Source organism: Streptomyces sp. NPDC004609 (assembly GCF_042873655.1).
In the GTDB taxonomy this organism is placed as follows: Bacteria; Actinomycetota; Actinomycetes; order Streptomycetales; family Streptomycetaceae; genus Streptomyces.
The window spans coordinates 1-12,012 of record NZ_JBIALS010000019.1 but is presented as its reverse complement, the minus strand read 5'-3'; the positions used below and the strand labels follow the sequence as shown (position 1 = coordinate 12,012).

Genomic DNA, 12,012 nt, shown 5'->3' with positions numbered 1-12,012 from the left:
GCGGCGCGCCGCGTGGCGGGCCGCGCGGCTCGCGGCCCGCGCGCCGGGGGCCCCCGGCCCCCCCGCGGCGGCCCCCCCCCCCGCGCCCCCCGCGCCCCCCCCCCCCCCCCCCCCCCCCCCCCCCCCCCCACAACCGTTGAATACCGTTCAGCACCGCGGATCGCCGTTGAACCCGGGCGATGGGCCGATGGGCTACTGCTCGCCGCCCTCCTCGCCCTCCCCGCTCTCCTCCACGGTGTCCGACGGCGCGTCCGTCGGCGCCGAGGCCGCCCCGTCCGCCTCCAGCAGCCTGGCGAGCTGCCGGCCCACGATCCGCTTGAACTTCCGCTGCTGGGGTCGCGTACGGTCCAGGACCGCCACCTCCAGCCGCTCCGCGGGGATCTCCCGGTCATTGCCGTTCGGCTGGTTCGACAGGGCCTCCACGGCCAGCTTCAGCGCCTCCGCGAGCGACATCCCGTCGCGATGCCGCTGGTCGAGGAAGGTACTGAGCTGCTCCGCGTTGCCGCCGACCGCGACCGAGCCGTGCTCGTCCACAATCGATCCGTCGTGCGGCAGCCGGTAGATCTGGTCGCCGTCCGGGGTCGCGCCGACCTCGGCGACCACCAGTTCCACCTCGTACGGCTTCTCGGCCTGGCTGGAGAAAATGGTGCCGAGCGTCTGGGCGTACACATTGGCCAGACCGCGGGCGGTCACGTCCTCGCGGTGATACGTATAGCCGCGCAGATCGGCATAACGCACTCCGCCGATCCGGAGATTTTCGTACTCGTTGTACTTTCCGGCCGCGGCGAACGCGATGCGGTCGTAGATCTCGCTGAATTTGTGCAGGGCACGGGACGGGTTCTCACCGACGAAGACAATGCCGTCGGCGTACTGGAGCACAACAAGGCTGCGGCCGCGGGCGATGCCCTTCCGGGCGAATTCCGCCCGGTCCTGCATGGCCTGGGCGGGCGAGACATAGAACGGCGTCGTCACCGGCTATCCGTCCCTTTCTGTCAGTGGCGAGTACATCAGAGGAGCGCGGCGCGCGGGCCGTCGGGCTGTTCGAGACGGCGGTCCACGATCGAGCGGGCGACCGCGGAGGACTCCTCGTCGGCGAGCCGGCGGAAACCGTCCTCGGTGATCACGGTGACGAGCGGGTAGATCCTGCGGGCGATGTCGGGCCCGCCGGTCGCCGAGTCGTCGTCCGCCGCGTCGTACAGCGCCTGGACCACCAGCGTGATGGCCTGCTCCTCGGTCAGATCCTCGTGGTAGAGCTTCTTCATGGCCCCGCGGGCGAAGATCGAGCCGGATCCGGTGCCCGCGTACCCCTGCTCCTCGGAGCGGCCGCCGGTCACGTCGTACGAGAAGATGCGGCCGGTGCCGCGGTCGACGTCGAACCCCGCGAAGAGGGGCACCACGGCCAGGCCCTGCATGGCCATGCCGAGATTGCCGCGGATCATGGTCGACAGCCGGTTCGCCTTGCCCTCCAGGGAGAGCTGGGCACCCTCGACCTTCTCGAAGTGCTCCAGCTCCAGCTGGAACAGCTTGACCATCTCCACGGCGAGGCCCGCGCTGCCCGCGATGCCCACCGCCGAGTACTCATCGGCCGGGAACACCTTCTCCATGTCCCGCTGCGCGATCATGTTCCCCATCGTGGCGCGGCGGTCACCGGCGAGCACCACGCCCCCGGGGAACGTCACCGCCACGATCGTGGTGCCGTGCGGGGCCTCGAAGGCCCCCTGCACCGGCGGCAGCACCCGCTTCCCGGGCAGCAGGTCCGGGGAGTGGTCGCCGAGGAAGTCCATGAAGGAGGAGGAGCCAGGCGTCAGGAAGGCTGCTGGCAGACGCCCGGTGCCACGAGTGTTGGCTTCCACGAGTTTCCTTCCGGATAGGCGGCGGCCCGCCGTGTCGGGCGCGGGCCGATCTTACGAACTGTGCACGGACCTTACCCGCGCCGTGACCGGTCGCCCGCCCCGGTGCGCGGCTCTCGCCGGCGCACCGGAACGGACGGACAGGGGGTGTCCCCCTGCGGTCCGGGGGAGCTACTCTCCGCCCTTTTGCACGAAGGAACGCACGAAGTCCTCGGCGTTCTCCTCAAGCACGTCGTCGATTTCGTCGAGTACGGAGTCCACGTCGTCGGACAGCTTCTCCTGGCGCTCCTTGAGATCCTCCGAGGCCTGCGCGTCCTGCGCCTGCTCCTCGACCTCCTCCGTGGAACGCGTGGCCTTCTGCTGTCCGCCGCCGGTGTCCTTGGTCGCCATGTCCCTCACCCCGCTCGGTTTGCCCTGACGTGAGTTCGTCCGGTCAAGATCAGACGCTACCCAGACACTACAAGGAGCGTCCGACATCGGCCCCGCACTTCACTCAACGTCCGGGGACCACCTTCATGATTCCCGGAGATGATTCCCGGACGGGAGCCTTTTAGCCTCCGGACAGCACCCGGACCAGGTCTTCCGCGGTACGGCAGCGGTCCAGGAGCTCCTTGACATGGTTGCGCGTGCCCCGCAGCGGCTCCAGGGTGGGGACCCGCTGGAGGGAGTCACGGCCCGGGAGATCGAAGATCACCGAGTCCCAGGAGGCCGCGGCCACGTCGTCCGCGTACTGCTCCAGACAGCGGCCCCGGAAATAGGCCCGGGTGTCCTCCGGAGGCTTCGTCCCGGCCCGCGCGACGTCCTGCTCGTCCAGGAGCCGCTTCATCTTCCCTCGGGCCGCCAGACGGTTGTACAGGCCCTTGTCGGGCCGTACGTCCGCGTACTGGAGGTCCACCAGATGGAGCCGGGCCGCGTCCCAGTCGAGGCCGTCCCGCCTGCGGTAGCCCTCCATCAGCTCCTTCTTCGCGATCCAGTCCAGTTCGCCCGACAGGCTCATCGGATCGTTCTCAAGACGGTTGAGCGTGTCCTCCCAGCGGACCAGGACGTCCTTGGTCTGCTCGTCGGCGTCCGCGCCGAAGCGTTCCTCGACGTATTTCCTGGCCAGCTCGAAGTACTCCATCTGGAGCTGGACCGCGGTGAGTGTCCGGCCGCTGCGCAGAGTGATCAGCCGCTGGAGCCCCGGGTCGTGGGAGACCTGGTGCAGGGTGCGCACCGGCTGGTCGACCGCGAGATCGACGGCGATGAAACCGTCCTCGATCATCGACAGCACCAGGGCGGTGGTGCCCAGCTTGAGATAGGTCGAGATCTCCGACAGATTCGCGTCTCCGATGATCACATGGAGGCGGCGGTACTTCTCGGCGTCGGAGTGGGGCTCGTCGCGGGTGTTGATGATGGGGCGCTTCAGCGTGGTCTCCAGACCGACCTCGACCTCGAAATAGTCGGCCCGCTGGCTGATCTGGAAGCCGTGCTCGTGGCCGTCCTGGCCGATTCCGACCCGTCCCGCGCCGGTGACGACCTGGCGGCACACGAAGAACGGCGTCAGATGGCGCACGATGTCCGAGAAGGGGGTCTCCCGCTTCATCAGATAGTTCTCGTGGGTGCCGTAGGACGCGCCCTTGTTGTCGGTGTTGTTCTTGTACAGGTGGATGGGTTGTGCGCCGGGGAGCTGGGCGGCGCGCTCCGCGGCCTCGGCCATGATCCGCTCCCCGGCCTTGTCCCACAGGACGGCGTCGCGCGGATTGGTGACCTCGGGCGAGCTGTACTCGGGGTGCGCGTGGTCGACGTAGAGCCGGGCGCCATTGGTGAGGATCACATTCGCGAGGCCGATGTCCTCGTCCGTGAGCTGGCTGGAGTCGGCTGCCTCGCGGGCGAGGTCGAAGCCCCGCGCGTCCCGCAGCGGGTTCTCCTCCTCGAAGTCCCAGCGGGCTCGCCGCGCCCGGTGCATCGCCGCCGCGTAGGCGTTGACGATCTGGGACGAGGTGAGCATGGCATTGGCGTTCGGGTGCCCCGGGACGGAGATGCCGTACTCCGTCTCGATGCCCATTACTCGCCGTACGGTCATGCGGCCCTCCTTGCCCGGCGGCGTTCCCGTTCGGGAACGGCGCTCAAGTACCGCTGTTGCTCCGGTGCGTGTGCGGTGCCCGTCCCCGCACTGCGCGACTCGGCGGTACCGACGAGCCTAGAACGCCTCTGCGCTGGTGGGGAGATCAATTTCGTCATTGCTGCGGGGTGGCTCTGCGTGTGGGGAAAGACACCGGCTGCGGACGCCCGGACCGGGCGTCCGCAGCCGGTGTGCGATCTACAGGTACTGTCCGGTGTTCGCCACCGTGTCGATGGAGCGGCCGGTGTCCGCGCCCTGCTTTCCGGTGACGAGGGTACGGATGAAGACGATCCGTTCGCCCTTCTTGCCGGAGATCCGGGCCCAGTCGTCCGGGTTGGTGGTGTTGGGCAGGTCCTCGTTCTCCTTGAACTCGTCCACACAAGCCTGGAGGAGGTGGGCGACCCTCAGACCCTTCTGGTTGTGGTCCAGGAAGGCCTTGATCGCCATCTTCTTGGCCCGGTCGACGATGTTCTGGATCATCGCTCCGGAGTTGAAGTCCTTGAAGTAGAGGACTTCCTTGTCACCGTTGGCGTACGTGACCTCCAGGAAGCGGTTCTCCTCGGACTCCGCGTACATCTGCTCGACCACGGACTGGATCATCGCGTGGGCCGCCGCGGCCTTGGAGCCGTTGTGCTCGGAGAGGTCGTCGGCGTGCAGCGGCAGCGAAGGCGTCAGATACTTCGCGAAGATGTCCCTCGCGGCCTCCGCGTCCGGGCGCTCGATCTTGATCTTCACATCGAGCCGGCCGGGGCGCAGGATCGCGGGATCGATCATGTCCTCGCGGTTCGAGGCGCCGATCACGATCACGTTCTCCAGGCCCTCCACACCGTCGATCTCGGCGAGGAGCTGCGGGACGATGGTGTTCTCCACGTCCGAGCTGACGCCCGAGCCGCGGGTGCGGAAGAGGGATTCCATCTCGTCGAAGAAGACGATGACGGGAGTGCCCTCGCTGGCCTTTTCACGGGCACGCTGGAAGACCAGACGGATGTGCCGCTCGGTCTCGCCGACGTACTTGTTGAGCAGCTCCGGGCCCTTGATATTGAGGAAGTAGCTCTTCCCCGCGGGCTGCCCGGTCACTTCGGCGACCTTCTTGGCAAGGGAGTTGGCGACCGCCTTGGCGATCAGCGTCTTGCCGCAGCCGGGCGGGCCGTAGAGCAGGATGCCCTTCGGCGGCCGCAGTTCGTGCTCCTTGAAGAGGTCGGGGTAGAGGTACGGGAGCTCGACGGCGTCGCGGATCATTTCGATCTGCCCGCCGAGGCCGCCGATCTTGTCGTAGTCGACGTCGGGGACCTCTTCGAGGACCAGTTCCTCGACCTCGCTCTTGGGCACGACCTCGTAGACGTACCCGGAGCGGGGCTCCAGCAGCAGGGCGTCGCCGGGGCGGATGGTGATGTCCAGCAGCGGCTCGGCGAGCCGTACCACCCGCTCCTCGTCGGTGTGCCCGACCACCAGGGCCCGCTCGCCGTCCTCCAGGATCTCCTTGAGGGTGACGATGTCCCCGGCGCGCTCGAACTCCATGGCCTCGACCACATTGAGCGCTTCGTTGAGCATGACCTCCTGGCCGCGCCTGAGCTCGTCGAGCTCGACGCTGGGGCTGACATTCACCCGGAGCTTGCGGCCCCCGGTGAAGATGTCGCAGGTGCCGTCCTCATTGGCCTGCAGGAAGACACCGAAGCCGGCCGGCGGCTGCGCGAGCCGGTCGACCTCCTCCTTGAGGGCCACGATCTGGTCGCGGGCCTCACGGAGCGTATTCGCGAGCCGCTCGTTCTGCGCGGACACGCCGGCCAGGTTTGTCTGCAGCTCGACGATCCGCTCTTCGAGAATCCTCGTGTGTCGCGGAGAGTCGGCGAGCTTGCGGCGCAGGACGGCGATTTCCTGCTCGAGATAGGCAACCTGGCCGGCAGGGTCTTCAGACCCCCGCCCCGGCCGGATGCCGCGGTTGATGTCGTCGTCGTGGGCTGCCACGGTCCTCACCTCCTCCAAGGGGAGCTGGACGCTTCCTGACCCTACCTGGGTGGGTGGTGATTGAAACCCCTAGATCACAAAGACCGTGGGGGTGTGTCCGATCTTCACCCTTGCGCTCTCCCTCACGCCAGGGGAATACCCACCCAGCAACATCCGAAAGCGGGCGGTTGTATCGTCGAAGTGTTCAACACCCGTCAGGGCTGGCACGACTTGCTTCACGTCGGCTCACCGGACGCGCGCACCCCGCGCGGGAAACGGCAGGAGAGATGACCGTGCAGCACGAGGTTCCGCCCCGGAGTGCCGCCGACGGCACCGAGGAGCTGGAGGTCTGGATCGACCAGGACCTCTGCACGGGGGACGGAATCTGTGCGCAGTACGCCCCGGACGTGTTCGAGCTGGACATCGACGGCCTGGCGTATGTCAAGAGCGCGGAGGACGAACTGCTGCAGGACCCGGGGGCCACGACCCCGGTGCCGCTTCCGCTCCTCAGGGACGTGGTGGACTCCGCGAAGGAGTGCCCGGGCGACTGCATCCATGTGCGTCGCGTTTCGGACAGGGTGGAGATCTACGGCCCCGACGCCGAGTGAAGGCGGCGTCACTCTCCGCCCGCGTCCGCCGCCCGGCTCCGATTCAGCAGATCATCCGACCAGTACCGCGGGGTGTGTTGTGTCATACGCCGAGGGCCTGACTCCCGGCCCCCTCGGAGGTACGGACGAACTTGCCGCCCCGCCACTGCCACTTGACCCGCTCCTGCCGGTCGGGGCAGCACGAGGGCACGTTCGGCGAGGAGTAGCCGAGCAGCGTCGCCGTGATCACCCCGTCACTCAGCGCGAGATCCCCCACGCTGGCCTTGTCGGCGGGCGCGAGCAGGGTGGCGACGACCCGGGGGCCCGCGTCCCGGGACCCGGCCAGCACGTAGATCCCGCTCGGCGGAGTGCCGGAACCCGCGTCGCAGCGGGCGACGACCACCGTCTCGGGGCCGCCGTCGCCGTCGAGGTCGCCGGTGGCCTTCCGGGTGACCCGGCCCGGCGCCCCGCCGCACTCCAGCGGCAGCTCCACCTCGGCCGGATCGGGTGCGGGGGCCGCCGCGGCCGTCCGCCCGGGCTCGGGCGCCCTGTCCGAGGGGGACTGGCTCGCGGTGGCGTCCTCGGGCTGCAGAAGCCCCGCCACGGCGACGACCGCGGCCATCGCCGCTGCGGTCGCGAGCCAGTGCACGGGACGGGTCTGGGTGTGCGCGAGGTCCGGGACTGCGGAGGTCTGCACGCGGAAAGTCTCCTGTGGCTGCGAAGCCGGCGCGGGGTCGGCGGCGGGAGGGAGGTTTGCATCGTGCCATACGTCACAGGCGGGCGGAACAGCGGGGCACGGGTGCGTTGACGGTACGGCCACGGCCTTCCGGTCGCCCAACACGAAGGCGCCGCCACGAAGTTCCCGATTGCGAACGGAAACTCCACGCCGGCGCCCTGGCCTTGTCCCGGCGTCAGCCCCCGTGAGAGCGCCGCCGTCCCGGGCCACCACCCCTCGTGGGGGCCGTGTGTCAGGACTTGTTGGGCCCCTCGTAGTCCTCGCCGTACGCGCCCTTGGCGGGCCTGCGGCGGCGCATCGGCGGTTCCACACCGTCGGCCAGCCGGCGCGCGGTGACGAGGAAGCCGGTGTGGCCGATCATCCGGTGGTCCGGGCGGACGGCCAGTCCTTCGACGTGCCAGTTGCGGATCATCGATTCCCAGGGCTGCGGCTCGGCGAAGCAGCCGATCTCACGGATGGACTCCACGGTCCGCGCGAGCTGGGTCGTGGTGGCCACGTAGCAGCAGAGGATGCCGCCGGGCACGAGGGCCTTGGAGACGGCCTCCAGGCACTCCCAGGGGGCCAGCATGTCCAGGATCACGCGGTCGACGTCCGCGTCGGACAGGTTGTCCTGGAGGTCGCCGACCGTGAGCTGCCAGGCGGGGTGCGGGCCGCCGAAGTAGCGTTCCACGTTCTGCTGGGCGATCTCCGCGAAGTCCGGGCGCCTCTCGTACGAGTGCAGCATGCCGTGGTCGCCGATGGCCCGCAGCAGGAAGGCGCTGAGCGATCCCGAGCCCACCCCGGCCTCGACGACGCGGGCGCCGGCGAAGATGTCGGCGAAGGCCAGGATCTGCCCCGCGTCCTTGGGGTAGACCACGGCGGCGCCGCGGGGCATGGACAGGACGTAGTCGGGGAGCAGGGGGCGCAGCGCGAGGTAGGCGACGTTTCCCGTGGTTCGGACAACACTGCCCTCGGGAGCCCCGATCAGCTCGTCGTGCGGGAAGGAACCCTTGTGGGTGTGGAAGTTCTTCCCGGCCTCGAGCGTGAACGTGTAGTGGCGTCCCTTGGGGTCGGTGAGCTGGACCTGGTCCCCGACCTTGAAGGGCCCGCGTCGGCGGGCGGCACCGGTCGGTTCGGACATGTGACCAGCCTACCGGCCCCACCACCACGGCGTGACCAGCAGCCTCCCCGCCCCTCGACGAGCAAACCACTCCCCACACCCCGCACTCCCGGCAAGCAAGCCGCTTCCCTCTCCCGCAAGCCTGGTGAGTCCCCTCCTCCATGGGCCCGGTGAGCCCCTCACCCAGTACGCCCGGGGAGTGAGTCACCCCATATGCCTGGTGAGTGAGCCGAAGGGGGCCGTGGGTGTCGAAAGAGAGAACGCGCGGAGGCCGCGAGGAACGAGCGGTCGAGCACGATCGACCGTCGACACACACTGAAGGCCCCCGGAGGCAAAGGAACCACAAAAACAAAGGCGCGCGTCGTTCACCGTCCGGAGTGCGGCCCCGCGGCCCACCTCGTCCGAACCCCAGCCCACCGCCCGTCCAGACCACCTGCCCACGGCCCACCCCCGCCCCACCGCCCGTACCACGTCCCCCCGCCCCACACACCCAGCACCAACGCGCGCCCCCACCCCACCAAAGCCACACCAAAGCCCCCGGCGACGGTCCCCCCAAACAGAGCCCGGGAGAGACCGAACCACAAAAAGCCCCCTCCCCCGGCCCCGTCATCCCCCCGGTCGCGCCATCGCCGCCACGAACGCCTTCTCGACGTCCGCCGCCGACAGCACCCCGTAGATTTCCCCCGTGTCCTCCACCACCAGGTACTCCGTGGCCGGTGTCGCCCGCAGTGTCTCCAGCAGCGGTTCGCCCGCGAGGTCCGCGGGGACCCGCATGCCGTCGGTGAGGTCCTGGGCGAGGCCGCTGACCGCGACCCAGGGGCGGCGGTGCTCGGGGACTCCGACGATGGCGGTCTCACGGACCAGGGCGGTCGGGTTGCCCTGGCCGTCGACGACGACGAGGGCACGGGCGCCGGCCTCGTTGGCCCGGCGGAGGGCCTCGGAGAGGGGGGTGTCGGACTCGACGGGGACCGCGCGGCGCGTGAGGGTGCGGGCCTGGAGTTCGGGGAGGTGCTCGCGCAGGCGGGCCATGCGCAGGCTGTTTCCGGCCCCGGTCCAGATGATCGCGGCAAGGATCGCGGCGAGCAGGGCGTCGGTGACGGTCTCCATGCCGCCGATCTCCTGCGCGGGGTTGCCGAGCGCGCCGGTGTGCGTCAGCAGCGGGAGTCCGATCAGGACGGCGACGGCGAGCGCCCTGCCGACCCAGGCGGCGGCGACGGTGCCGCTCATCGGCTTGCCGGTGATCTTCCAGACCACGGCCCGCAGCATGCGGCCGCCGTCCAGCGGCAGACCGGGCAGCAGATTGAAGACGGCGACGATCAGGTTGGAGATCATCAGCCCGGCGAGCAGCACGCCCGGCACGGTTCCGGGCTCGACGGCCTGCATGCCCAGGTAGAAGACGCCGGCGAGGACGAGTGAGAGCAGCGGGCCGACGAAGGCCAGGATGAATTCGCGGCCCGGTGTCTCGGACTCCTTCTCGATCTCGGAGACCCCGCCGAAGAACTGGAGCTGGATCCGGCGCACCGGGAGCTTGAAGCGGAGCGCGGCGACGGTGTGCGCCAGCTCGTGGACGAGTACGGAGGCGTAGAAGGCGACCGCGAAGAAGAGGGAGACGAGGTAGGAGAGCCCGCCGAGCTCGGGGAGGACCCGGTTGAGCTGGCCGCCGAAGACCCAGGTGATCAGCGCGGCGACGAGGAACCAGCTGGGGGCGACGTACACGGGCACGCCGAAGGGGCGGCCCATCAGGATGCCTCCGCCGGGGCCGTCGGGGCGCTGCCGCTTGCCGTCCTTGGGGGGTGTCCCCTCCGCGTCGGACGTCGCGCGTGAGCGCTCGCCTCTCGAGTCGTCCCTCGAGTCGTCCTCGTTCACGGGGTCCCTTCGTCGCGAGACCGCCGATCGGTCTCTGCCTCGATCATCTCTCGTCCGATCATGCAGTGCGCGGTCCTCTGTGGTCGATGGTATTGCGCTCGCTGTCAGTGGCGGGCCGTAGGGTCTGCGTCATGAGTACGAGTCAGGAGCCTTCGCCGGGGGCCGCGCCCATGTCTCTTTCGCCTTCGCGGGCGAGCGATTTCATGCAGTGCCCCCTGCTGTACCGGTTCCGCGTGATCGACAGGCTTCCGGAGAGGCCGAGTGAGGCGGCTACCCGCGGGACGCTGGTGCATGCGGTCCTGGAGCGGCTTTTCGACGCCCCGGCGGTGGAGCGTACGCCGCCGCGGGCGAAGGCACTGATTCCGGGCCAGTGGGACAGACTGCTGGAGTCCCGGCCCGAGCTGGGGGATCTTTTCGCCGGGGACGAGGGCGGTGAGCGGCTGACGCGCTGGCTGGGCGAGGCCGAGGCGCTGGTGGAGCGGTGGTTCTCGCTGGAGGATCCGACGCGTCTGGAGCCGGCCGAGCGGGAGATGTCCGTCGAGACCGAGCTGGATTCGGGGCTGCGGCTGCGCGGGGTGATCGACCGGGTGGACGTGGCGCCGACGGGCGAGGTGCGGATCGTCGACTACAAGACGGGCAAGGCTCCGCGCCCGGAGTACAGCGAGGGCGCGCTGTTCCAGATGAAGTTCTACGCGCTGGTGATCTGGCGGCTGAAGCGGGTGGTGCCGCGCCGGCTCCAGCTGGTGTATCTGGGCAGCGGGGATGTGCTGACGTACGACCCGGTCCAGGAGGATCTGGAGCGGGTGGAGCGCAAACTGCTGGCGCTGTGGGAGGCGATCAGGCACGCGACCGAGTCGGGGGACTGGCGGCCGCGGCCGACGAAGCTGTGCGGCTGGTGCGATCACCAGTCGGTCTGTCCGGAATTCGGGGGCACTCCCCCGGTGTATCCGCTGAGTGTTTCCCCACGCGGGTCGTCCGAGGACGGTCAGGGCAGAATGGGTCCGGACTGAATGTGAGGAGTTCCTGTGGCTATTCGCGTCCTGCTGGTCGATGACCAGCCGCTGTTGCGCACCGGCTTCCGGATGATCCTGGAGGCCGAGCAGGACATCGCGGTCGTCGGCGAGGCCGGGGACGGCCTTCAGGCGCTCGACCAGGTGCGGGCGCTTCAGCCCGATGTGGTGCTGATGGACATCCGGATGCCCCGGATGGACGGGGTGGAGGCGACCCGGCAGATCACCGGCCCCGGCCGGGACGGCCCGGCGAAGGTGCTGGTGCTGACGACGTTCGATCTCGACGAGTACGTGGTGGAGGCGCTGCGGGCGGGTGCCTCGGGCTTTCTGCTGAAGGACGCGCCGGCGAATGAGCTGGTGCAGGCGATCCGGGTGGTCGCCGCGGGCGAGGCGATGCTGGCGCCGAGCATCACCCGCAGGCTCCTCGACAAGTACGCGGGGCATCTGCCCTCGGGCGAGGAGGCGGTTCCGGACACTCTGCACACGCTGACCGAGCGTGAGGTGGAGGTGCTGAAGCTGGTGGCGCGCGGGCTGTCGAACGCCGAGATCGCCGCGGATCTGTTCGTCAGCGAGACGACCGTGAAGACGCATGTGGGTCATGTGCTGACCAAGCTGTCCCTGCGTGACCGTGTCCAGGCTGCGGTCTACGCGTACGAGAGCGGTCTGGTCCGCCCCGGGGCGCAGTAGCCGCCCACACCCCGCGCCCCTTCACCGCGCCCCGGGGGGGGGGGGGGGGGGGGGGGGGGGGGGGGGGGGGGGGGGGGGGCCCCCGGCCCCCCCGCCCCCCCCCCCCGGTACCGGATCGGGGGCCCCGGAGGG

At 69.6% G+C, this 12,012-nt stretch carries 11 protein-coding genes; 3 read left to right on the top strand and 8 right to left on the bottom strand.

What is annotated here, in order from left to right; genetic code table 11:
• Positions 1-192: 192 nt before the first annotated feature.
• The 5 genes from prcA to arc form a co-directional block, all read right to left on the bottom strand.
• Entirely contained in the window at positions 193-972 is a 780-nt protein-coding gene (gene prcA / locus ACFYT4_RS19680) for a proteasome subunit alpha (RefSeq protein WP_389270141.1), read from the bottom strand.
• 35 nt (positions 973-1,007) lie between these two features.
• Complete coding sequence (gene prcB, locus ACFYT4_RS19675; RefSeq protein ID WP_389270138.1) at positions 1,008-1,853, bottom strand: proteasome subunit beta; 846 nt, start codon at positions 1,851-1,853, stop codon at positions 1,008-1,010.
• A gap of 168 nt (positions 1,854-2,021) precedes the next feature.
• Positions 2,022-2,240, bottom strand: coding sequence for a ubiquitin-like protein Pup (locus tag ACFYT4_RS19670; protein ID WP_011027899.1), 219 nt, complete (start codon positions 2,238-2,240; stop codon positions 2,022-2,024).
• A 160-nt stretch (positions 2,241-2,400) separates the two neighbouring features.
• Positions 2,401-3,912: a depupylase/deamidase Dop gene (gene dop / locus ACFYT4_RS19665; protein WP_389270135.1), complete on the bottom strand. Its 1,512-nt coding sequence runs from the start codon at positions 3,910-3,912 to the stop codon at positions 2,401-2,403.
• Positions 3,913-4,149: 237 nt separating this feature from the next.
• Complete coding sequence (gene arc / locus ACFYT4_RS19660) at positions 4,150-5,916, bottom strand: proteasome ATPase (RefSeq protein WP_389270132.1); 1,767 nt, start codon at positions 5,914-5,916, stop codon at positions 4,150-4,152.
• A 266-nt stretch (positions 5,917-6,182) separates the two neighbouring features.
• On the opposite strand from arc, the gene ACFYT4_RS19655 reads away from it, so the two are divergent.
• A complete protein-coding gene (locus ACFYT4_RS19655) occupies positions 6,183-6,503 on the top strand; it encodes a ferredoxin (RefSeq protein ID WP_389270129.1) in 321 nt (106 codons plus the stop codon).
• Between the two features lie 82 nt (positions 6,504-6,585).
• Here the strand turns inward: ACFYT4_RS19655 and ACFYT4_RS19650 are convergent, their stop codons facing one another.
• From ACFYT4_RS19650 to ACFYT4_RS19640, 3 genes are all read right to left on the bottom strand, one after another.
• On the bottom strand, positions 6,586-7,179 hold the full coding sequence (locus ACFYT4_RS19650; protein WP_389270126.1) for a hypothetical protein: 594 nt from the start codon (positions 7,177-7,179) through the stop codon (positions 6,586-6,588).
• A gap of 271 nt (positions 7,180-7,450) precedes the next feature.
• The gene (locus ACFYT4_RS19645; protein ID WP_389270124.1) at positions 7,451-8,338 is read right to left on the bottom strand and encodes a tRNA (adenine-N1)-methyltransferase; all 888 of its coding nucleotides are present in this window, start codon (positions 8,336-8,338) and stop codon (positions 7,451-7,453) included.
• A gap of 585 nt (positions 8,339-8,923) precedes the next feature.
• Positions 8,924-10,183, bottom strand: a complete 1,260-nt coding sequence (locus ACFYT4_RS19640) for a site-2 protease family protein (RefSeq protein ID WP_389270122.1) — start codon at positions 10,181-10,183, stop codon at positions 8,924-8,926.
• A gap of 131 nt (positions 10,184-10,314) precedes the next feature.
• Between ACFYT4_RS19640 and ACFYT4_RS19635 the strand changes: the two genes are divergently transcribed.
• Together ACFYT4_RS19635 and ACFYT4_RS19630 are read left to right on the top strand one after the other, a co-directional pair.
• Entirely contained in the window at positions 10,315-11,193 is an 879-nt protein-coding gene (locus ACFYT4_RS19635) for a RecB family exonuclease (protein ID WP_389270120.1), read from the top strand.
• A gap of 15 nt (positions 11,194-11,208) precedes the next feature.
• On the top strand, positions 11,209-11,880 hold the full coding sequence (locus ACFYT4_RS19630) for a response regulator (protein ID WP_389270118.1): 672 nt from the start codon (positions 11,209-11,211) through the stop codon (positions 11,878-11,880).
• Positions 11,881-12,012 lie beyond the last annotated feature (132 nt).

Coding starts and splice junctions, on each gene's coding strand:
- ACFYT4_RS19670 (WP_011027899.1), bottom strand. CDS start 2,240: ATGGCGACCAAGGACACCGGCGGCGGACAGCAGAAGGCCACGCGTTCC.
- dop (WP_389270135.1), bottom strand. CDS start 3,912: ATGACCGTACGGCGAGTAATGGGCATCGAGACGGAGTACGGCATCTCC.
- ACFYT4_RS19635 (WP_389270120.1), top strand. CDS start 10,315: ATGAGTACGAGTCAGGAGCCTTCGCCGGGGGCCGCGCCCATGTCTCTT.
- ACFYT4_RS19655 (WP_389270129.1), top strand. CDS start 6,183: ATGACCGTGCAGCACGAGGTTCCGCCCCGGAGTGCCGCCGACGGCACC.
- ACFYT4_RS19645 (WP_389270124.1), bottom strand. CDS start 8,338: ATGTCCGAACCGACCGGTGCCGCCCGCCGACGCGGGCCCTTCAAGGTC.